Here is a 21,863-nt window from a genome sequence, read left to right on the forward strand (position 1 = left end):
ACGACGGGTCGATCAATGGCATGACGCTCGGTATTAGCAACGAACGACAGCAGCTCATGAACCGACACTTATTTAGCTCGCCTACTTGGCAAGTAGCCCCGCTCAGATCAGGCTATGCACATCGCGGAAGTCAACGACCATCGGTCGTTTAGTCAGCCAACGAAGAAGGCGTGGATTCGCTGCGATAGCGTGCGAACCCATTGTCGTTTCGATGGTCGTAGCCTCTAGTCAGCCGCTGTCGGCGGGACATGCAGGGTATGGCTGTTGACCGATCAGGCGCAGTGCATCAACTGGAACATTCTTTTCAAGGACTCACATGATCAAGAAATGCCTTTTTCCTGCGGCCGGATATGGCACGCGCTTCCTTCCTGCGACCAAGGCCATGCCCAAGGAGATGTTGCCGGTGGTGAACAAACCCCTGATTCAGTACGGGGTTGAAGAGGCACTTGCCGCTGGGCTGAGCCAGATCTCGATCGTTACCGGTCGCGGCAAGCGTTCCCTCGAAGATCACTTCGATATCAGCTACGAGCTCGAGCACCAGATCCGCAATACCGATAAAGAAAAATATCTGGTCGGTATCCGCAAGCTGATCGACGAGTGCAGTTTCTCTTATACCCGCCAGGTGGAAATGAAGGGCTTGGGCCACGCGATTCTGAGCGGGCGCCCGCTCATTGGCGACGAACCCTTCGCCGTAGTCCTGGCCGATGACCTTTGCATAAATCTCGACGGTGACCCAGTGCTGGCGCAGATGGTCAAGCTGTACAACCAGTTCCGCTGCTCGATCGTAGCGATTCAGGAAGTGCCGCCGGAAGAAACTAGTAAGTACGGTGTGATCGCTGGCGAAATGATCCGTGACGACATCTTCCGGGTCAGCCACATGGTGGAAAAACCCAAGCCGGAAGATGCACCTTCTAACCTGGCGATCATTGGCCGCTACATCCTCACTCCGGATATCTTCGACCTTATCGAGCAGACCGAACCGGGCAAGGGTGGTGAGATCCAGATTACCGACGCCTTGATGCGTCAGGCGCAGGATGGCTGCGTGCTGGCTTACAAGTTCAAGGGGCAACGTTTCGATTGCGGTAGTGCCGAGGGCTATATTGCGGCGACCAATTTCTGCTATGAGAACTTCTATCTGACCGGCAAGGCATTCTGATTCACGCCGCGTCGATCACAAAGCCACCTTTACAGGCCGTGTGAAAACGTAGCGAGCGAAGGTCAGACAAGGCGCAACGACCAACGGGAGTAACAGCCAAAGGCTGGCCCGAAGGGCGAGCGCAGCGAGTCAAAACAGGCGAAAAAGCGCAGTTTACGAGCTGTAAATGAGCGTTTTGAGCGTGTTTTTAACGCAGCATGGCCGAGCGCAGTAGTTTTCACACAGCCTGTAAAGGTGGCTTTGTTCGTTTAGGGAGCCGGCATTTCTTCGGCGCCCGGTCCCAGCGGCTGGCCATAGCTGAACTCGACGTAATTGCCCGCTGGATCCCGTACGCCACAGTAATAGCCGACCGGGTAGGGTTCGTCGCGCGGCTCCCATATCAGGCACCCAGTCTGGCGAGCACGCACCGCGATCGCATCGACTTCACCACGACTCGCAAGTGCAAAACCAAAATGGCTGTAATCGTTGTCAGCCAGGGCCCGATCCTGACCGCCCGGCATGATGACGAAGATGAATTCTCGCTCCTTGCCGGGTTCGGCCATCCAGACGATGCGCGAGCCTTTACCGGCACGCTCGTGAAACACATGCATGCCGCAAAACTGCTCATAGAACGTGATGCAGGCGTCCAGGTCGGGCACATGCAAGGCGAGATGGGTCAGGGTAGGGCGCATGCGGCACTCCTTCGGTGAACAGGCGAAAAGCCTGGGTTATGCTGTGTGTTCTACAAGGGAGACAACAGTACATGGCTTACGACTTCGATCTATTCGTCATCGGCGCGGGTTCCGGTGGTGTCCGTGCTGCCCGTTTCGCCGCAAGCTATGGCGCCCGCGTGGCGGTAGCCGAAAGCCGTTACCTGGGCGGCACCTGCGTGAATGTCGGCTGCGTGCCGAAGAAGCTGCTGGTCTACGGCGCGCACTATGCCGAAGACATTGGCCAAGCCCAAGGCTATGGCTGGACCATCGATGGCGCGACGTTCGATTGGAAGACCCTGATCGCCAACAAGGATCGCGAGATCCAGCGCCTCAACGGCATTTACAAAAACCTCTTGATCGATAGCGGCGTGACTTTGCTGCAGGCGCATGCGCGCCTGGTTGATGCGCATACCGTCGAAGTCGAAGGCAAGCATTACACTGCTGAGCACATTCTAATCGCCACCGGTGGCTGGCCTTTCGTTCCGGAAATCCCTGGCCGCGAGCATGCCATTACGTCCAACGAGGCCTTCTATCTCGATAAGCTGCCACGCCGCGTGCTGGTGGTGGGTGGCGGCTACATTGCCGTCGAGTTCGCCTCAATTTTCCATGGCTGCGGTGCCGATACCAAGCTGCTGTATCGCGGCGAGTTGTTCATGCGCGGCTTCGATGGTTCGCTGCGTGACCATCTCAAGGACGAGATGATCAAGAAGGGCGTCGATCTACAGTTCAATGCCGACATCGTCCAAATAGAAAAGCAGGACGACGACACCTTGCTGGCTACGCTGGAAGATGGCCGTACGCTGGAAGCCGACTGCATCTTCTACGCCACCGGTCGGCGGCCGATGTTCGACGGATTGGGACTCGAAAATATTGATATTGCATTGGATGATCGCGGGTTCATTGCCGTCGATGACCAATTCCACACGTCGGTGCCGTCAGTTCTGGCCATTGGCGACGTGATCGGACGTGTGCAATTGACTCCGGTTGCGCTTGCGGAAGGCATGGCGGTTGCGCGTCAGCTATTCAAGCCGGAGGAACATCGCCCGGTTGACTACAACACCATCGCCACGGCGGTGTTCAGCCTGCCGAATCTGGCTACGGTCGGGCTGACCGAAGAAGAGGCGCGCAAGCAGGGACACAAGGTGATGCTATTCGAGAGTCGCTTCCGGCCGATGAAGCTGACCATGACCGACAGCCTCGAGCGCAGCCTGATGAAGCTGGTGGTCGATGCCGAAACCGACAAGGTGCTGGGCTGCCATATGGCAGGGCCGGAGGCCGGCGAGATCATGCAAGGCATGGCTGTGGCATTGAAGGCGGGCGCGACCAAGCGAATCTTCGACGACACGGTGGGCATTCACCCGACCGCTGCTGAAGAGTTCGTCACCATGCGCACGCCAACGGGCATTTGAATGACGCACAGGTAATGAGCGGACCGATGCCCCAGTCATCGGGGCATCTGCAAGAAAAACAGAGCCATCGAGGAGGGCCGGTAGTCGACCCGGCCCAGGTGGTTTTGCGAATCGGTAGCTTTTTGGCCCGGAAGCGCAAGCTAGCCAGCCGCAGTCCGAAGCTACCAATCCTCAATGATGCTTGTGGGCGTGTCCGTTCGATTCCGGCGCCTGCTCCTGAATAGAGACATCGACGGTCACCTCACCGGCGTTCTCAAAAATCAGTGTCACAGGGAAATGCTCCCCAGCCACCAGCGGCTCGCTGAGTTCGAAGAGCATCACGTGGCTACCGCCAGGCTTGAACTCCACATGACCGCCGGCCGGGACTTCGACCGAGTCGATCTGCTGCATGCGCATGATCTCGCCTTCGTGTACGTGGGTGTGCAGCTCGGCTTTTTTTGCGCGTGATGTCTGCACGCCGACCAAGCGATCCTGCTTGTCGCTGGGGTTGTTCAGCGTGAAATACACCGCGCCGGTAGGAGCGCTCGGCGGCATGGCGCGAGACCAAACCTGCGTAACAGCCGGCGCCGTCGGGCCAGCCGTCTGGTGGTGCGCATGGGTGTGGTCGTCTGCAACGGCAATGAGCGTGGCAGTTCCGAGGGCGAGGGCGGTTACCAGGCGAAGCAACATGAACATCTCCAGTGCGATTTGAGCGTCAGACATTAGCACGTGGCTTGCTCGTATTGGCGCAATGGAACCTGCATGGCGGCTGCGTTTCTGTTTGAATGAGGTTTCGCACCAATTCGATCGGAGATGCATGACCACAATGGAACGCAGTCGCTGGAGTCACCGGTTGTTATCTGGCGGAAAGGAGCCCGATCCTCGGTTTACCTTGGCCAACGAAAGAACCTTTCTCGCCTGGATCCGTACGTCACTGGCGTTGCTGGCCGGAGGCGTCGCAGTGGAGGCCTTTGCCGGCGACATCTTTGTTCTGGAGGTCCGCAAAGCGCTTTCGATTTCGCTGCTGCTGCTGGCCATGTTCATCAGCTCCACAGCTTGCATTCGCTGGCTGACGATCGAACGTGCCATGCGTCACAGCGGCCCGCTGCCGTTTCCACTGCTGATCCCGATTCTGTCGATCGGTGGCACCTTGGTGACCTTGGTTCTGATCAGTTTTGTCGCGCTGCGTAGCTAACCATGCACATTTCCTTTCGCCGTCGATTGGAGTCCAAACCACCGCGACCACCGCTGCATGAAGACCCTGGCCTGCAACCAGAACGCACCACGCTGGCCTGGGGGCGCACGCTGCTTACGATGATCACCGTAAGCGCGCTTTTTCTACGTTGGATGCCGTACCACGGTTTTTTCGTAGGTGCGCTCGTGGCGGTTTCATTGATCACCGCGCTGGGCATCTGGACGACTCAACAGCGGCGTTATGCACGCAGCGCCAGCGGAGTTAAAAGTGGAAGAATCCATGCCGATGCGCTCTCAGTTCTATGGCTGGGCGCCTCGGTGTCGGTGCTCGGCGCGCTGGGGCTCTACACTGTGATTTTTCTGCCGATCAGTAGCTGAAGCAGCAACCTATAAAGAGGTTTAGATGAGCACCGCCAATCAGCAATTTGCCAGCGACAACTACTCGGGTATTTGTCCAGAGGCCTGGGAGGCCATGGCCAGGGCGAATCAGGGACACGACCGCGCCTATGGCGACGACCAGTGGACCGCGCGTGCGGCCGATCACTTCCGCCAGTTGTTCGAAACCGATTGTGAAGTGTTCTTCGCATTCAACGGTACCGCAGCCAACTCCCTGGCGTTGTCGTCCCTTTGTCAGAGCTATCACAGCGTTATCTGCGGTGACATTGCGCATATCGAGACTGACGAATGCGGCGCGCCGGAGTTCTTTTCCAACGGCTCCAAGCTGCTGGTTGCACGCACCGAGCAGGGTAAGTTGACCCCGACGGCGATCCACGAAATCGCTCTGAAGCGCAAGGACATTCATTACCCCAAGCCGCGCGTTGTCAGCATCACCCAGGCCACCGAAATCGGCACTGTCTACCAGCCTGACGAACTTCGAGCGATCAGTGATACCTGTAAAGAGCTGGGATTGCACCTACACATGGACGGCGCACGTTTCGCCAATGCCTGTGCGTTTCTCGGCCTGTCTCCGGCGGAGCTGAGCTGGAAGGCCGGTGTGGACGTGCTTTGTTTCGGCGGAACCAAGAATGGCATGGCCGTGGGCGAAGCGATCCTGTTCTTCAACCGGGAGCTGGCCGAAGACTTCGAATACCGTTGCAAACAAGCCGGCCAGTTGGCATCCAAGATGCGCTTTCTATCCGCGCCATGGGTCGGGCTGCTGGAAAACAACGCCTGGATGAAATACGCACAGCACGCCAACAATTGCGCACAGCTGCTCGCCAAGTTGATCAGCGACGTTCCGGATGTGGAGCTGATGTTTCCGGTGCAGGCAAACGGCGTTTTTGTGAGCATTCCGCCGTTGGCGCTGGAAGCGCTCAGAAGTCGCGGTTGGATGTTCTACACATTTATCGGTGTCGGTGGCGCGCGCTTCATGTGCTCATGGGATACCAGTGAAGAGCGTGTTCGCCAATTGGCTGATGACATACGCAGCGTCGTGATGCAGAACAAATAGGAGCTGAGCAGACGCCGTGCTTGTCGCTGAAAAGGTCAACCTTGTTGATGCTATTGAACGTGTATTCCTGTTCCCTCTACAAGGTCTGCTGAGGACGCTGGGGTGGGCTCCATGGCGTCAGTGGCGATCAGCTCGCTGCCAGGATGCCGCCCGGCCTTCTCCGCCTTTTTTCGCGCACTGATGGTCGCGACACACTGGTCATCGTTATTAAGAATGACGATGCACTCCAGGCACTGGATGCATTCGTCATAGTCGATGCCCCCGTCGCGCTTGATCGCCCCGATCTCGCAATGATTCTTGCAATACTGGCAGGGCTGGCCACAGGCGTCGATGCGCTTGAGCCATGAAAACAGATGAAATCTGCCGAGCATTGCTAGCCCGGCGCCCAGCGGGCAGACGTATCGGCAGTAGAATTTATGCACGAACAGGCCGAGCCCGAGCAGGATCACCGCGTAAAGCACGAACGGCCAGGACCGCACGAAGAACAGCGTGATGCTGGTCTTGAACGGCTCCACCTCAGCGAGCCGCTCGGCCAGCGTCAGCGAGTAGAAGGCCACCGGCACCAGCCCGATGAGGATCAAGTATTTCAGCCATTGCAGGCGCAGATGAAGGCGATCGGACACTTTCCACTGACGGATGCGTAGACGCTTGGCCACCCAACCGAACATTTCCTGTAGCGCGCCGAACGGACAGAGCCAGCCGCAGAACACCCCGCGGCCCCAGATGAACAGGCTGACAAAAGTGAAGCTCCAGAGGACGAAGATCACCGGATCCATTAGAAACACACGGATATCGAAATCCTTCCCCAGCGCCAGGAACATGGTGAAGATATTTACCACCGACAGCTGACCCTGGGCGTAAAGGCCAACGAACGCCAGAGTGAACAAGAGAAAGCCGGCCCGAAATAGGTGAAAGCCACGGCTATGCCTGCTGACGCGATGTTGCCAGATGAATACGCAGGTCAGCACAAGCAGCGACAGGCCAAGCAGGCTGGTCTGCCACCAGCGCTCCTGCCACATGCGTAGCCAGATGGGCGTCGGCTCGGCCGCGATCTGCGCTTTTTCGATATCGAAAAGGTCGCGGTCGAGCTGGAAATGCCGCATGAAATGCGTGTTGCTTTCCACAAGAGGGTTGCGCCGCAGGTTCACGTTCAAACGTAACCCGGCAGGCTCTGCGGGGTTGAAGGCGTTATGCGCCTTGATGCGGAAGACGTTCGCCTCGAAACCATCGAGCGGGATGTCGAGCATCTCCATCACCGCGCCATTGTTGAAATTCATGTCGTGCAGTTCGATGGCGTGGTCGTTCTGCATCAGTACCAGGCGACTCGGTGCTGTGGCGGGCACGAAGTCGTCCGGCACATGGAGGTACATACCCGAAGACAGCACCAGCACGGCCTGTTCGTTGGGCTTCAATTCTTCGTTGAGCTTGGCGAAACCGGCCTCGCCGAGCAGGTTGCGGCCGATGCTCGGTGCATTCAGGTAAGCGAAATAGAGGTCGCTGAACGGCGCGTCGTTTCCAGCCTTGATCTCCAGATAACGATCGAGTGGCCCAAGGGCCTGTTCTACCTCGTCGCGACTGATGGTCCAGTGCTGGAGATATCCGCTTTCGAGTAGCTGCGACCAGTCGAGCGGTTCATAGAGGTCGGTTTTTGCAGTGGCCAAGGGACCACTGGCGAAGCCTTCGAGCAGCTTGCGCGCGACGCCCAAGGCTGACAGCAGGACGGTTTCGTTGAGAATCACCACTGACACGGTTGCCTTGCTCACTCCGTCGATGCGGGTCACCGAATCGCTTGCGCCCGCCGCACTCTGCCCGCCCACCACGATTGGTTTGCCGATCGACGTCTTCCGGTATTGCTCGACGAAATCGAACAGCGACTGCTCGCCAAGTCCATGCAAGAAGACCGGTTCATGGTGTTCCAGCACCGTGACGCCGGCGAGGACGCCCTCGGTGTCCATGCCGATCAACAGCCGTATCGGCTTACCGGAGAACCCCTGCAGGTTGGAGTAGTCAGTGGACTCGAAGGCGTAGCCAAGCAATTCGTCGAGCTGATAGACGCTGTGCACCGGCGGGTTGTCCTGCTTCGGCTCGATACGAGTGGCCTTGGGAAACAGCTCCCGGATTTGCGTATCCAGCGCTTGGGCGAAAAGCGCCGGGCTGGCGAGCACGCATACCATCAGTAGCAAGCGCGATAGGCGGTCGGCGCTGCGTTTCATAGATGCCTCTAGACGTATTCTTATACGCCCATGCTATCCAGCGCTTGCCCCGCCGCCATGCGACTTGATGATTGAAATGGCAGCACTTCAGTCTAATAACCTCGTCTGCTAGCCACGCTGGCACGGCCGTCATGCGGACCAGGTATGACGTGATGCTTATTACATCCAAAGCGCGACGGCGTACTACCTAAGCGCTGCTCCTTCCGGCTCGACTGTCACCTGCTTACAGCGCAAGACGGCAATCGCAGCCAAAGCAGTAGCCAATCGCCGCCATCGCAGTGTATGGCCGACCCGCTGTGCTTTCGATAATCCGCCTCGACACGACTGCCCGTCGTCACATCAGCGGAGAGCGCCATGCACAACAAGAAGAAAGCAGTTACCACCCTAATGCCGTTGGCCCTGGCCAGCGCGATTGCGATGACCCTGAGCCAGTCGGCTGTCGCCGAAATCATGCTTTACGAAAAGGATGACACCACGTTCGCTGTCGACGGCTATTTCAACACGTTTTATGTCAGCAGCGACGTGGATCGTGCCGGGGAGCAATTCGACCGGGACCAGTCCCGTGTGAAAATGGGCTTTCTACCCAATTACATCGGCTTCAACTTCAGCAAGCAGCTCGATGACCTGAAGGTCGGTGGTCGCTCGTCCTTCTGGGTAACGATCAACGACAGCGACACCAATGCCACCGAGACTGGCATCGACGTTCGCCAATTCTACGGTACGGCGTCCAGCGGCCAATGGGGCGAGGTGCTCTTCGGTAAAGACTTCGGTCTTTTTGGTCGATCGAACATTTTTCTGGACGAAATGCTCACCGGATATGGCCAGGTCAGCGACACTCTGGGGCTGGTCGATTTCGGCGGTGTTTCGTTCGGCAATATCGGCACAGGCTATCCGTACCCGTTCCCGACCTCGCAGATCACCTATCGCTCGCCGGTCATGAGCGGCCTACGTATTGCCGCCGGCATCATGGATCCGGTCGACACCACGGATGACGCCAGCAGCGCACTGGATGAGGCCTACCAGGACAGTCCACGCTTCGAGACCGAGATCACTTACCAGTTCGATCTCGCCGGGGCCAAGATTTACTCCTGGGTCAACGGCATGCAGCAGACATCCAAGAACACCGACAGCAGTGTCGATGAAGTCGACTCCAAGGGCATCGGCTACGGTATCCAGGCGAAAATGGGCGCATTCTCCGTCACCGCCTCGGGTTTCCAGGCCGAAGGCATCAACCCGTTCTATACCAACAACGCTGGCGAAGCGCAGCTTCGTGACGTGGATAGCGACGGCTACCTGCTTCAGGGCTCCTACACCTTTGGCAAGAACCGCATTGCCCTGTCTACCGGCAAGACCAAAGATGATGGCAATGGTCTGGGCACCGCTGCCGATTACGAAACCCGTGGTATCGCCTACTTCCGTACCATCAACGACAACCTGAAGTTGGTTGCCGAATTGAACCAGTTCGAGCTGAGGGGGCGGGACACCGACGCCCTCGACGAGGACACCCGTACCTACGCCATAGGCGCCGCGCTGAGCTTCTAAGCGCAGCCTGCAACATCCAGGCGGACGCCTCTTCGGGCGTCCGCTTTTTTGGTTCGATGAAGCTAGGCGCGCCGAGCCTGCACTCTTTCGCCGCTTTGCTACCTTGGCAGGTCGCCGCCGGTACTGAAGTAGCATTTCCGAGCCCTATGCCCTGACTAAGAATGAGGACATACGAAACGGTTGATGGGGTGCGGTGCGTGGTCGAGCAAGAATCCGAAGTGATACGCACAGCGATGTCAGAGGCCCGTAACGTCGAAACGGTGGCGCAGGATCTGGCGCGCCAGCTGATCCATCCGCATCTCGGATTCGTGCTGTTCTTCTGTTCGGCCGAATACGACCTTCCGGCGCTGGGCGATGCGCTGCAGCAGTACTTCGGCGGCGTGCGTGTGGTGGGCTGCACCTCGGCGGGAGAAATCACCTCGCAAGGCTATGGCCGCAGCTGCGTGACAGCCATTGGCTTCGATCACCGCAGTTTCTCCATTGCCAGCGAACTGATCGTCGAGATGGATCGCTTCAGCCTGATCGACGCCCAGCAGTTGGTGGAACGTCTGGGCAATGTTTGTCGCAGCAACTCGTTGGCGCCGATCAAGGGCCACAGTTTCGCGATGACCCTGCTCGATGGCTTATCGAGCCGCGAGGAAATCGTCCTGGCGGCGTTGAGCGCTGCGTTTGGCAGCATTCCGCATTTCGGCGGCTCGGCCGGCGATGACAACCATCTGACCGATACCCACGTCTATTACGACGGCAGGTTCCACAGCGGCGCGGCCATCGTGGTGCTGGTCAATACCTGGCTGGATTTCGAGGTGTTCACCACCCACCACATGCTGCCGCGCAACGACAAACTGGTGGTGACACACGCCGACAGCAACGCTCGTCGCGTCTACGAACTGAACGCAGAACCCGCTGCCGAGGAATACGCCCGGCTGATCGGCGTGAATGTCAGTGACCTTGACCACCGGTTGTTCGCCGCACACCCGCTCGCTGTGCGCATTAACGAGCAGTACTACGTGCGTTCGATTCAGAAGGTCAATGACGACCTCAGCCTGACGTTCTATTGCGCGGTGGAGAACGGCATTGTTCTTACGGCCATGCGCCCCGGACCGCTGATGCCCAATCTTGAAACGCTGTTCGAACGCCTCGAACAGCGGTTGGGCGCGCCTTTGCTGACCATAGGGTGCGATTGCTTCTTGCGACGGCTGGAAATCGAGACCGAGGGGACTACCGAGCAGACGTCCGCCTTTCTCCGACGCCAACAGGTGATCGGTTTCAACACCTACGGAGAGCAGTTCAATGGCATGCACATCAACCAGACCTTCACCGGTGTCGCCATCGGTCGGCCTGGAGGGCGGGCTGGAGAAAAGAGTGCTCGCTGAACTGCTGGAGCGGCAGATCGAACTCGAGCGCGAGAACGACAAGCTGCGCCGTATCAACGCAGCGCTCATCGAGCGCATCGAATCCAGCGGCACGGGGCGCGATGCCTCTTATGCCGCGTTTCAGCATTCGGTCGAACTGGCCGAGCAGGTGCGCGAGCGCACCGACGCGTTGAACCAGGCGATGGCCGAACTGAAAGCCAGCAATCGACTGCTCAGCGACGCGCGATTACGGGCCGAAACCGCGCATCAGCACTTGGTCGATGCCATCGAAAGCATCTCCGACGCCTTTGTCCTGTTCGACAAAGACCAGCGCATCGTGCTGTTCAACAAGCGCTTCAAATCCCTCTGGAGCCGCACTCGCGTACGTATCAACAGCGGCACCCGGCTAGCCGAAGTGCGGCGGTTGGCCGAAAGCAGCGGCCTGATCGCGGAGGAGCATCGCGGCAAGGGCAAAGAGCCCACCGTTTACCGTCTGCACAACGGCCGCTGGGTGCAGGTCAGCGAACGCGCGACCCGCGAAGGCGGGCTGGTGATGCTCTACACCGACATTACCGAGGTCAAGGTCAGCGAAACCATGCGCCGCGAACAGGCGTTGGCGCAGAAGTCCCGATTGCTGCAGCGCGCCGTGGACAACCTGTCCCAGGGCGTCGCCATGGTCAGCGCCGACGGAGGGCTGGAGCTCTGGAATCGTCGCTTTCTTGAGCTTTGCGGCCTGGCGCCGATCGAGGCGCATAGGCCGTTCGAAGAGGTCATGGCCGACAGCGAGCTCAAGCTGCTGACGCCCAACACACGCGACACCGACGGCCTGCCGCTGGCCGAACTCGAACAACATCTATTCGACGGCCGTACGCTGGAGATACGCACCCATCCGTTGCCCACCGGCGGCTTCGTCAACACATTCACCGACATCACCGAGCGCTACCGGCACGCTGAGGCGCTGCGTGAAAGCGAACGCTGGATACGCCTGATCACCGACCACGTGCCGGCGTTGATCGCCTATGTGTCGGCAGACCTGACCTACGAATTCACCAACAAGGTGTACGAGGAATGGTATCGCTGGCCCAGCGACGGCATGCTCGGCCAGTGCCTGCCCGAGATCCACAGTGGTGAGCACTGGCAGCAGCTCGAGCCCTATATCGACCGGGCCATGTCTGGAGAAAGCGTCAGTTTCGAAATGGCCGAGCACAACCATGCCGGTCAGCAGCGCTACATGCTGCGCTCCTACGTGCCGAATCGGCAGCCTAACGGCGAAGCGGCGGGCATCTTCGTGCTGATTCAGGACATCACCGACCGTCGGCGCACCGCCGAAGCGCTGCATCAGGCCTATCAGAATCTCGAACAGCGGGTGCGCGAACGGACCGCGGAGCTGACCAGCCTGAACGAACAGCTGCTCTGCGAAATCGACGAGCGCGCGCACGCCGAGGCGCGACTGCGCGAAGCCAAGCGCGAGGCCGAACTGGCCAATCTGTCGAAGACCAAGTTTCTCGCCGCGGTGAGCCACGACCTGCTACAGCCGCTCAACGCGGCGCGGCTATTTACCAGTGCGCTAATGGAACAGCCTGCGGCACCTAGCGGCGGGCTGATCCGCAATATCAGCAATTCCCTGGAAGACGTGGAGAATCTGCTCGGCACCTTGGTGGATATTTCCAAGCTCGACGCGGGCGTGATCAAGCCGGATATCGCGCCCTTTGCCGTCAGCGAGCTGCTGGAAAATCTTGCCGTAGAGTTCCGGCAGATTGCAGGCAGCGAGCGGCTGCAACTGGACTTCATCCCGTGCTCGGCGCTGGTGCGCAGCGACATCCAGCTGCTCGCCCGGATATTGCGCAATCTGCTCACCAATGCGATTCGCTATACGCCCGAAGGCCGTGTGCTGCTCGGTTGCCGCCGTCGACGTCAAAGCCTGTCGATCGAGGTTTGGGACACCGGCGTGGGGATCGCCGAAGACAAGCTGGAGGAGGTGTTCCAGGAATTCAAGCGAGGCGAGGGCGTGCGGCCCAACCAGGACCGAGGGCTTGGGTTGGGGCTGGCCATCGTCGAAAAGATCGCCCGCATGCTCGGCCACCGCATTATGGTGCGCTCGCAACCGGGGCGTGGTTCGGTATTTGCCATCGAGGTCCCATTGTCCAAGCGCGCACCGAAAGCCCAGGTGGAGCCCGCAACCACCGATCTCTTGCTGGAAAAGCTCAAGGGCGCGCGGGTCTGGGTGCTCGACAACGACACTGCGATCTGTGCCGGTATGCGCACCTTGCTCGAAGGCTGGGGTTGCGCCGTGACCACCGCCCTGTCCGAAGAAGACCTGGCCGGCCAGGTCGACAACTTCCACGCTGACGCCGACCTGATCATCGCCGATTACCATCTGGATAACGGCTGCAATGGGGTCGATGTGGTCGCCACGGTCAATGCCCGTCGCGCCAGCCCACTACCGGCGCTAATGATCACCGCCAACTACAGCAACGAACTCAAGCAAAAGGTCAGGGAGCTGGGCCACATGCTGATGCATAAGCCGGTGCGCCCCATGAAGCTGAAAACGGCCATGTGTCACATGATGGAACAGGGGCACGCTTGAGCCGGTCCGCCCAGCGCTGTTCGCGAGCAAGCTTGCTCCTACGACCTACGTTGCCCTTGTAGGAGCGAGCTTGCTCGCGAATGCTTTTACGGGGTGAGGATCAACGACGCAGATAGGCCGCGAAGTCGATATCGCCAGCAGACAGGATCGCCTGCACGCGGTTGTGCACGTTGAGCTTGCGCAGGATCGCCGAGACATGGGCCTTGACCGTGGTTTCGGCAATGTCGAGGTTGTAAGCGATCTGCTTGTTCGATTCGCCTTTGGTCATCCGTTCCAGCACTAGCAACTGCTTGCGCGTCAGCGCCTGTAGCAGCTCCGGCGGGATGCTCTGTTCGTGATGCTGAGAGCGGCGAGTATTGGCGTTTTGGCTGCGGATAATATCCGAGGGCAGATAGACGCTGCCGTTGAGAATCTGCTCAATGGCCTCGGTCATCTGCGTGCGCGGCGAAGATTTGGTGATGAAACCGCAAGCGCCATAGGTGATTGCCTGTAACACGATCTGCTTATCCTGCTCGGCGGAGACGATCACTACCGGAATGGTCGGCGCCTCGTTGCGCAGGTTGATCAGGCCGTTGAGCCCATGCATGCCGGGCATGTTCAGGTCCAGCAGCACCAGATCCAGATCGTCGTGTTCCAGCGTCATCGCCAATGCGCTGTCGAGGTCGGCAGTTTCAAGAATTTCACTGCCCGGAAAGCCATCCTGAATGACGTTGTGGATGGCTTCGCGAAACAGCGGATGGTCATCAGCGATCAATATCTTGTGCATGGCCGGTCACCTCATTGTTGTGATTATGGTGGGGTGGATCGGGTAGCGCTTCGTCCTGTGCGACAGCGGATGATCGGTGGCGCGTTGCGTCGAACCAGTTTCAGGCGGGTAGGTCACGGCGGCGCGCAGAATGCTGCATCGGTAACGTTCAATGCCGAAACGATGGGATACGCCCTTAGGTGCCTCCCACTTGGCTGCAATCAGCAACAACACCGGCAGACTTGTCATCTTCCGCTTTCCAGTACTTCGGTCGGCCACATTACAGAGCAATGAGCGCTGTTTTGAAATCCTACAATCGACAGGAAAACCAGTACCAAAGTAGTAGAGACTCGCTCAGGCCGTTCGCCGCAACGCGGCGTGTTGCGGATTGAAGCTCAGCACGGCGAGCAAGCTGAACAGCAGGGTCAGGCCGAAGCAGATCGCTAGCGCCATCGGATTAAATCGCTCGTACAGCGCATAGCGCACCAGTTCGACCGCAAAGGTGAAGGGGTTGAACGAGCAGATCCAGTACAGCCATTCATTGGCGTCACGCATTTTCCACAGCGGATATAGCGCCGAGGACAAGAAGAACATGGGGAAGATGACGAAATTCATCACCCCGGCAAAATTCTCCAGCTGACGGATACCGTTTGAGAGCAACAGTCCCAACGCGCTGAGCAACAGCGCCACCAACAGCAATGCAGGCAATACCGCAAGCAGGCCCGCTGCGGGTGGCTGCACTCCGTAGAGCCAGGCCACAAGAAGAAACGCATAGACCTGCAGGAGTGAAATCAGCGCGGTCGCCAAGAGCTTGCTGGCGAGCAGGAAACCGCGCGGCAACGGGCTGGTCAGCAGCACGCGCATGCTGCCCATTTCGCGGTCATAGACCATCGAGAGCGAACCTTGCATCCCGTTGAACAACAGGATCATGCAGGCCAGGCCAGGCACGATGTAGGTTTCGTAAGTGATGTATGTGTCGTACGGCTCGATGATCGCGATGCCCAGCGCCGCGCGGAAACCGGCCGCAAACACCACCAGCCACAACAGCGGCCGCACCAATGCGCTGAAGAACCGTGAGCGTTGCTGGACGAAACGCAGCCACTCGCGCCAGACGATGGCACACAGGCATTCCCAATAGGCAGTCATGAGTCATGCTCCAAGAGTGGCTGAGGGGCAGGGCGCAGGCGCATCAGGCTGCGGCCGGCTGGTGGGTCAGGCGGCTAAACGTCTGTTCCAGGCTGCCATCCACGGCGGACAACACATCGGCACGGCCCTGGGCGGCCAGGTTTCCACGATTGAGGATCAGCAGATCGTCGTCGGCGCGGACTTCATCGAGCAGGTGCGTTGTCCAGAGCACGCTCATGCCTTCATTGCGACAAAGCTGGCGGACGTGGTCATTAAGCGCTTGGCGGCTGGCCGGATCGAGTCCGGCACTGGCTTCGTCGAGGAGTAGCAGGCTGGGCTCGTGCAGCAGCGCGCGGGCGATCTCGACACGTCGACGGTGACCGCCGTTGAGCTCGCGGACTTTGCTCTTGCGTCGCTCACCGAGTTGCTGGCGGTCCAGTTCCAGCTCGATACGGTCGTTCGCTAGCTTTCGTGGCATCCCATGCAGCGCAGCGTGGTAGCGCAGGTTCTGTTCGACGCTGAGGTCCAAATCCAACGTGCTCTGCTGGAATACCACGCCGAGGCGGCGAAGCGCTTTGCGCGGCTGATCGCGCAGGCTATATCCGGCAACTTGGATATGTCCCTGCTGCAGATCGTAAAGTCGCGTGAGGAGCGCAATCAGCGTGGATTTACCTGCGCCGTTCGGGCCTAGCAGGGCGGTGAAACATCCTGCTGCGGCGCTGAAACTGACATCCTGCAAGGCCTGACGCGGACCATAGGCGAAGCTGACGTTATCAAGCAGCAGGGCAGTCATGGCGCAACCACCACACCCCAAGGATAGCGGCCGACCTTGATCGACTTGACCACCTTGAGCGTACCCACGTCGATGACCGAGACGTCGCCGCTCACACCATTGGTCGTCAGCAGATGGCTCTCGTCGAGGTTGAATGCCATGTGCCAGACACGCCGGCCAACCAGCAGGTAATCGAGCACCTCGTAGGTTTTCGCATCGACAACAGCAATGTGGTTAGCGGGGCCGAGAGCGATGAAGGCGTACTTGCCGTCTGAGCTGAGCTTGACTCCGACCGGCTGGACCTTGTCCCGATGCACACCCTTGATCTGAAAGTCCAGCGTCTTGAGGATCTGTCGCTGCTCGACGTCGACCACGCTGACCGTGCCGCCGATTTCCGATGACGACCAAAGGACCTTGCTGTCTTTGCTGAACTCGACGTGACGCGGGCGTTGATCGACCAGCGTGTTGTCCACCAGCGCATTCGTGGACGTGTCGATCCAGTGCAGCATGTTCGTGGTTTCACTGGTGTTCACCGCCCATTTGCCATCCGGGCTCACGGCCATGCCCTCGGGCTCGACGCCTACGTCGATCTGCGCCAGCACTTCCTCATTGTCGACGTCGACCACGGTGACCAGGGCATCGTCCTCGTTGGAGATGTACAGCCATTTATTGTTCGGGTGCAGCGCGAACTGCTCAGGGTCGGCCCCAGATGGTAGTTGCTTGATGATTCGGCGTGTCGCCAGGTCCATGACCTGAACCGTGTCCGAGTCGCTGGCGCAGATGTAGAGCAGCTTGTTGTCGTGGGACAGCGTCAGGCCGCGCGGCCGCTGGCCGACTTCAAGCGTCTCGACCGTTTCCAGGCTGTTCAGGTCGATCACGCTGATGGTGTCGTCCTTTTCATTGGAGACGTACGCGGTGGCGGACAACGCGGAAACGCTCACGCAAGTCAAACCACAGGAGATGGCGGCGGCAAGAAGTGTTCTGGGCATTCTGAGGTTCTCTTGTTGTTGTGCAGGCTCGGTAGCGTGATTCAGCGCAACGCCAACTCATCGGCATATGCGTCCTGATCGCCGCGGACAGCACCGCTGTGAGGCGGCGGAAGGTGATCATGATTTCGCCTCGCTCAGCCGGCATTCACTTTCCGGTCGGTCGAAGCCGAGCGTGTCCAGCTCGCTTGTGGGATGCAGGAAACCATCCTGCGGCGAGTTGGAAACCAGCCCGCGCGGATGCACCAGTGGAATCGGCTGACGCAGCTGGCCATTCCAGGGGCGGAAGGTGAGTTTGCGGCCCTTGAAGCCATCCACCGGCAGGGTGTCGCTCAACGAGACCTGACGAATAGCATGCGGGTCGGTCACGCCGAGTTTGGTGATCGCGGTGGCCAGGCTGCGCACGCCAATCCAGGCGGCAAAGTCGCGGTCATTCATCCAGCGATTGGCGTGCGCTTCGAAACGCTTTTGCAGCTGCGCGGCGCCATAGGTCTCGACCGTCTTGTGCCAGCCGGTCGGGGTCATGCCTTGCGTGCCGACTACCGGGCGCGGCAGCCAAGTGTGATAGGGCACGTACTCGCCGAAATCGCCGCGCTCATCCGCAACCACCACCACGTCGTAGTCGTCGGCTTGGGTGAACAGCGGCATGTCCGCCTGGGCAGTACGGCGCTGATCGTTATCGAAGGACCAAGGCTTCTCTTCGATGATTTTGTGACCGAAGCGCTTGGCTGCGCGCCGCAGTGCCTCTGCATAGGCCTGATCCTCTGGCGTCGGGCCGCTGATCAAAAGCCAGCGGTTCCAGCGGCGTACGGCGAGAAACTGAGCCAAGGCATCCGCCAGCATGCTGCGGCTGGGCAGGGTATGCAGCACGTTGGCGAGACAGCTCGTAGTGCGCAGTTCGTCGCTGGCGCTGCCTGCATTGATGAGCAGGCTGTCGGGCATTGCCTCGGCGAGCTGGCGCAAGCTCCCGGCCGGTGCGTTTACTACGAATAAACGCAAGCCGTCCCGATGCAGCTGACGTGCGTCTTCGAGGAGTTGCTCGGGGGTATCGCTGTTGGTGATTTTCAGCGTGTAGCTGTGCTTAAGAAAACGTCCGGTGGTGTTGCTGTCGATGATGGCCAACTCGGCGCCACGCTGCCCGGCATCGGTTGGCTCGGGAATCACGTTGGAGAGCAGCGGTCCCGGATCCGGGCGGTAACCCAGATACCCGATCCGCACCGACAACGTCTCGCCGGGCGTCGGCGCAGCGGTGGCAACAAGCGGGGCGCAGGCGAGGGCGATGAGGTAGCCGGCTCGTTGTACGAAATGGCGCATGGGCAGCTCCTATGGCGTTGCGGCCAGCATAGGAACCATGGCGGGGTGGGGAAATATGCAGAAAGTACCAGTCGCTGTGTACCAAGGTAGTAAACAAGCGTCCCGCGGCCGCTCATAGGATAGGCCCACCGATAACAATAACGAGCAGACCCCTATGCCTCCATTCAAAGCCCTGGCGCTCAATTTGCTATTCATCGGCAGCCTGATCGGCTTCGATCATGCTCACGCGACGGGTGATTTGACGTTGCGAACCCAGTCGCTGCCTGACCTCAAGTTCGGCTCCGAGGAGACCGATTACGCGGTCTCGCAGAAGGAATACCAGCTGGAAACCGGCGTTGCCTACCAGCTCAAGGTCATCACCGACGGGCAGAAGGAGTGCGCGTTCCAGGCGCCGGAGTTCGCCAAGTCGATTTTCCTGCGCAAGGTCGAGGCCGGTGGTGTGGAAATCAAGGCGATCACGCTGGTCGAGCTGGAGTTCGAAGAGGCAGGCGAGGCGGAGATCTTCTTCTTGCCGGTCAAGTCGGGCACCTACGCGTTCTACTGTAAGGGCCTGCAAAACAAAGGGATGGAAGGCCGGTTCGTGGTGAAGTGACGCGCTCGCCTTGAACCCAGGCCTGCGCGGCAGTCCCACCGGGCGGTTAGCCACCCGGCTCCCTTTGTTGTCATACAGCCACGCGGTATAGAGGCCGGAGGCTATCAGGCCGCAACGCCTTCTTACCGCTGCTTTCCAGATGCTGAAGTCGTCCGATCCATTAATGACGCTTGCGACTGCGCATCCAGCGCTAGAAATACCATCAACGCGGCATAGGCATCGTTAGCGGCATAACGCTGCTGCGCTTCGGTCAGTTTTTTGTTCGCCCAGTTGGATGTCGATACGCTGCGCGACTTGCCAATACCGGCACCCAGCAGCGCCGCGACTGCACCGCGAAGCCCGACCTGACCCTTCTTGCCGTGATATCTCAAAGCCGACCCCAGATCGACGCTGTGCCGCAATTCGATTTCCAACCGGGTGCGTAGACGGCTGCGGTCGGACGCCAGCCCGAATCCGACTTTCAATACTCGGTCCGTTTCCAGCACCCGCTTGGCGGCTTCGGCGCAATCAGGTGTCCCGACCCGAAACAGATAGGCCCTTTCCGACGTTGCGAACTGAATGAGGTGTGGCCCGCTGGAAATTTCCCCAACCTTGAAGGTGGGTTTGGATTCGGTATCGAAGCCGATCTGTGCGAAATCCAGGATGTCGTCGACAGCCTGAGAGAATTCCGCTGGGGTCGAAGGCGTGAAAATTCGGTCGAGCGCGAGGCCGTCGAAGCGGGGCAGGCTATCGAGGTCGGTCAGCTGGGGGATACGTATGATGATAGGGCCTCCACTTCAAGCCGCTGTAATCTTCGGCCCTGGGAAACGGAGCGCGTATCCCTCATTAAAGCTCATGGCGCTCCGGTTCGATGCATCCGCCGGTATTACTTTTCCCAGTCCACCGGACAGCCGAGACAACCGTCCATATAGGTGCCTTGAAAGGTTGCATAGTATCGGCGCGCGCCAGCCAGGGTCGCGTTCGCGAGGTTTGCGTCGTTGAGCTTGCCTCTCTGATGCAGGGAAACTTCCAGCCGGCCTGTGTTTTCGCCTTGCTACCTCGGTGCCGCGTAATAGCCGCACGAGGCCCTACTACCAAGGGAGGAGGTGCAGACAACCAAAGCAGGATTCTGCCATCACAGCGCCACCGCCAAGATGACCGACATGCGCTCCGAACGGGGCTGCTTCGCTCAGGTACTCGAAAACAACGGTGGTAGTCATGAATAACAAAACCTCATTGCGCGCTCTCTTCGCTGTCGGACTTTTCGGCTTTGCCGGGTTGGCGATGGCTCATGGCGACGTCACACCACAAAAAGTCGAGACCAAAGGGCTGGCCCCTTTAGGCGAAGAGTGGGTCGAAGAAAATCCCTATCGTGCGCCGAACGAAGACAACGCCAAAGCTATTGAAATCGGCGCCTCCGCATACAATCAGAACTGCGCCCGCTGTCATGGCCTTGAGGCGATTTCTGGTGGTATAGCCCCGGACCTGCGCGACCTTGAAGCCAGCTACGACGGCGACGAGTGGTACAAGGAGCGGGTGATCAACGGTGCGGTTCGCGATGGTGCCGTCTACATGCCACGCATGGCCGATTACCTCAGCCAGGAAGCGCTCTGGGCGATCCGTACTTACATCGAAAGCGAAGCTGCCAAGCGGTGATTACCATGCGCCAGTTGCTCGGGGGCCTCTGCCTGTTACTTTCGTGCGCGCTGGTCCAGGCGGACGTGGTAAAGGTGCGTGCATTCGACGACATCATCGATTCGGGCGTGCTCAAGGTGGCGATGTATGAAAACTTCCCGCCCTACAGCTACATGGTCGATGGCGAGGTGCGCGGGGTCGACGCCGACCTTGCGCGCAAACTGGCAGCGGGGCTGAACCTGAAAGTCGAAGTGCTGTGGGTCACGCCGGACGAGACGCTCGACGATGACCTACGCAACTTCATCTGGAAAGGGCATTATTTGCGGCCGAACGTGTTGGCCGACGTGATGATGCGCGTGCCTTATGACCGCGAGTTCTCCTACAAGCAGAACGAGCTGGGCGAGTTGATCAACGAACTGGTAGTGATGTTCGGTCCCTATCAGCGCGAACGCTGGCAGTCCGCCTACGATGATCGGCGCATCGATGAGGTTTCGAGCGTGGGTGTGTTCCGCTTCCACCCGGTCGGAGTCGAAGTGGAAAGTGTGCCGTCCTTCTATTTGTCGTCCGTGTTCAACGGCAGCATCGCCAAAATGCTTCATCACTATCCAACGGCACAGGCGGCCTTCACGGCCATGCAGGCTGGCGAAGTAGACGCCACCATGGCGATGCGCGGTGAAATCGATTGGATGTTGCACCAAGCCAACGACAGTCATCTGAAGCTGGCCGAGAACGCCTACCCGAACATGGGCAAGCAGGCCTGGGAGCTGGGCATGGCCGTGCATGAATCCAACCGTCAATTGGCCTATGCCATCGAAGGCGTACTGGAAGGGCTGATCAAGGAAGATGAACTCGAGAAGATATACGCCAGCTACGGACTGCGTTACGAGCTGCCGGAGCTGTATCAGGCTGACTGAGCGGCAACTGACAGCAAGGACCAGACACGCCGCAAGTGCTCATGCATCTGCGGCGTTTTTTCGTCTGCACTTATTCACTCGAGAGATGGGCGCGTTCAGCCGGCCAAGCCATTGCAATCGTGGACCAGCGTGCCCTGCAGCGCGGTATTGCTACCAAGGGATGAGTGAAATCGGTACTGGGTGCAATTGTTGGCAAAGGGCCTTGGACGAAGAATCGGCACTAGACC

At 59.2% G+C, this 21,863-nt stretch carries 21 protein-coding genes and 1 pseudogene; 11 read left to right on the top strand and 11 right to left on the bottom strand.

All coding sequences use genetic code 11. From position 1 onward, the window contains the following. The first annotated feature begins 316 nt into the window (after positions 1–316). Positions 317–1,156: a UTP--glucose-1-phosphate uridylyltransferase GalU gene (gene galU / locus D7241_RS06335; protein WP_255975928.1), complete on the top strand. Its 840-nt coding sequence runs from the start codon at positions 317–319 to the stop codon at positions 1,154–1,156. Positions 1,157–1,404: 248 nt separating this feature from the next. On the opposite strand, the gene D7241_RS06340 is transcribed toward galU, so the two are convergent. After that, the gene (locus tag D7241_RS06340) at positions 1,405–1,827 is read right to left on the bottom strand and encodes a VOC family protein (RefSeq protein ID WP_408100782.1); all 423 of its coding nucleotides are present in this window, start codon (positions 1,825–1,827) and stop codon (positions 1,405–1,407) included. 71 nt (positions 1,828–1,898) lie between these two features. Between D7241_RS06340 and gorA the strand changes: the two genes are divergently transcribed. Then, positions 1,899–3,257 (top strand): glutathione-disulfide reductase, encoded by a 1,359-nt coding sequence (gorA, locus tag D7241_RS06345; RefSeq protein WP_408100783.1) that lies wholly within the window; start codon positions 1,899–1,901, stop codon positions 3,255–3,257. Positions 3,258–3,428: 171 nt separating this feature from the next. Here gorA and D7241_RS06350 read toward each other — a convergent pair whose 3' ends face one another. Beyond that, the gene (locus tag D7241_RS06350) at positions 3,429–3,926 is read right to left on the bottom strand and encodes a copper chaperone PCu(A)C (RefSeq protein ID WP_255975935.1); all 498 of its coding nucleotides are present in this window, start codon (positions 3,924–3,926) and stop codon (positions 3,429–3,431) included. 136 nt (positions 3,927–4,062) lie between these two features. On the opposite strand from D7241_RS06350, the gene D7241_RS06355 reads away from it, so the two are divergent. The 3 genes from D7241_RS06355 to D7241_RS06365 are packed head-to-tail and all read left to right on the top strand — an operon-like array spanning position 4,063 to position 5,880. Beyond that, positions 4,063–4,431 carry a YidH family protein gene (locus D7241_RS06355; protein ID WP_408101196.1) on the top strand — a complete coding sequence of 123 codons (369 nt, stop codon included), beginning with the start codon at positions 4,063–4,065 and terminating at the stop codon, positions 4,429–4,431. A gap of 2 nt (positions 4,432–4,433) precedes the next feature. Next, on the top strand, positions 4,434–4,808 hold the full coding sequence (locus tag D7241_RS06360) for a DUF202 domain-containing protein (protein ID WP_408100784.1): 375 nt from the start codon (positions 4,434–4,436) through the stop codon (positions 4,806–4,808). Positions 4,809–4,833: 25 nt separating this feature from the next. Beyond that, entirely contained in the window at positions 4,834–5,880 is a 1,047-nt protein-coding gene (locus D7241_RS06365) for a threonine aldolase family protein (protein ID WP_408100785.1), read from the top strand. Between the two features lie 50 nt (positions 5,881–5,930). On the opposite strand, the gene D7241_RS06370 is transcribed toward D7241_RS06365, so the two are convergent. Next, positions 5,931–8,093, bottom strand: coding sequence for a 4Fe-4S binding protein (locus D7241_RS06370; protein ID WP_408100786.1), 2,163 nt, complete (start codon positions 8,091–8,093; stop codon positions 5,931–5,933). A gap of 354 nt (positions 8,094–8,447) precedes the next feature. Between D7241_RS06370 and D7241_RS06375 the strand changes: the two genes are divergently transcribed. The 3 genes from D7241_RS06375 (at position 8,448) to nahK (ending at position 13,574) form a co-directional block, all read left to right on the top strand. Next, positions 8,448–9,635, top strand: coding sequence for a porin (locus D7241_RS06375; protein ID WP_408100787.1), 1,188 nt, complete (start codon positions 8,448–8,450; stop codon positions 9,633–9,635). 233 nt (positions 9,636–9,868) lie between these two features. Beyond that, positions 9,869–11,008 (top strand): nitric oxide-sensing protein NosP, encoded by a 1,140-nt coding sequence (gene nosP, locus D7241_RS06380; RefSeq protein ID WP_408101197.1) that lies wholly within the window; start codon positions 9,869–9,871, stop codon positions 11,006–11,008. Continuing rightward, on the top strand, positions 10,926–13,574 hold the full coding sequence (nahK, locus tag D7241_RS06385; RefSeq protein ID WP_408100788.1) for a hybrid sensor histidine kinase/response regulator NahK/ErcS': 2,649 nt from the start codon (positions 10,926–10,928) through the stop codon (positions 13,572–13,574). Before nosP ends, nahK begins: the two co-directional genes overlap by 83 nt. Before the next feature lie 100 nt (positions 13,575–13,674). Here the strand turns inward: nahK and D7241_RS06390 are convergent, their stop codons facing one another. The 6 genes from D7241_RS06390 to D7241_RS06415 form a co-directional block, all read right to left on the bottom strand. Next, on the bottom strand, positions 13,675–14,340 hold the full coding sequence (locus D7241_RS06390; RefSeq protein WP_408100789.1) for a response regulator: 666 nt from the start codon (positions 14,338–14,340) through the stop codon (positions 13,675–13,677). Positions 14,341–14,346: 6 nt separating this feature from the next. After that, on the bottom strand, positions 14,347–14,568 hold the full coding sequence (locus tag D7241_RS06395) for a hypothetical protein (RefSeq protein WP_408100790.1): 222 nt from the start codon (positions 14,566–14,568) through the stop codon (positions 14,347–14,349). A gap of 105 nt (positions 14,569–14,673) precedes the next feature. Further along, the gene (locus D7241_RS06400) at positions 14,674–15,465 is read right to left on the bottom strand and encodes an ABC transporter permease (RefSeq protein ID WP_408100791.1); all 792 of its coding nucleotides are present in this window, start codon (positions 15,463–15,465) and stop codon (positions 14,674–14,676) included. Between the two features lie 43 nt (positions 15,466–15,508). Continuing rightward, on the bottom strand, positions 15,509–16,237 hold the full coding sequence (locus D7241_RS06405) for an ABC transporter ATP-binding protein (RefSeq protein WP_408100792.1): 729 nt from the start codon (positions 16,235–16,237) through the stop codon (positions 15,509–15,511). Beyond that, positions 16,234–17,205: a YVTN family beta-propeller repeat protein gene (locus D7241_RS06410; RefSeq protein ID WP_408100793.1), complete on the bottom strand. Its 972-nt coding sequence runs from the start codon at positions 17,203–17,205 to the stop codon at positions 16,234–16,236. The genes D7241_RS06405 and D7241_RS06410 overlap by 4 nt, the downstream gene beginning before the upstream one ends. 117 nt (positions 17,206–17,322) lie before the next feature. After that, a complete protein-coding gene (locus D7241_RS06415; protein WP_408100794.1) occupies positions 17,323–18,516 on the bottom strand; it encodes an ABC transporter substrate-binding protein in 1,194 nt (397 codons plus the stop codon). A 154-nt stretch (positions 18,517–18,670) separates the two neighbouring features. Between D7241_RS06415 and D7241_RS06420 the strand changes: the two genes are divergently transcribed. Next, positions 18,671–19,108 (top strand): copper-binding protein, encoded by a 438-nt coding sequence (locus tag D7241_RS06420; RefSeq protein WP_408100795.1) that lies wholly within the window; start codon positions 18,671–18,673, stop codon positions 19,106–19,108. 122 nt (positions 19,109–19,230) lie between these two features. Here the strand turns inward: D7241_RS06420 and D7241_RS06425 are convergent, their stop codons facing one another. After that, a complete protein-coding gene (locus D7241_RS06425) occupies positions 19,231–19,872 on the bottom strand; it encodes a 3'-5' exonuclease (protein WP_408101198.1) in 642 nt (213 codons plus the stop codon). A 101-nt stretch (positions 19,873–19,973) separates the two neighbouring features. Beyond that, positions 19,974–20,102, bottom strand: a pseudogene (locus D7241_RS06430) (pentapeptide repeat-containing protein); the annotation flags it as partial. A 203-nt stretch (positions 20,103–20,305) separates the two neighbouring features. Here D7241_RS06430 and pedF point away from each other — a divergent pair. Then, positions 20,306–20,743, top strand: coding sequence for a cytochrome c-550 PedF (gene pedF / locus D7241_RS06435; RefSeq protein ID WP_255975972.1), 438 nt, complete (start codon positions 20,306–20,308; stop codon positions 20,741–20,743). Between the two features lie 5 nt (positions 20,744–20,748). Continuing rightward, positions 20,749–21,636: a substrate-binding periplasmic protein gene (locus D7241_RS06440; RefSeq protein ID WP_408100796.1), complete on the top strand. Its 888-nt coding sequence runs from the start codon at positions 20,749–20,751 to the stop codon at positions 21,634–21,636. Positions 21,637–21,863 lie beyond the last annotated feature (227 nt).

This window comes from Stutzerimonas sp. VN223-3, assembly GCF_045999685.1.
GTDB classification, from domain to species: domain Bacteria; phylum Pseudomonadota; class Gammaproteobacteria; order Pseudomonadales; family Pseudomonadaceae; genus Stutzerimonas; species Stutzerimonas stutzeri_AR.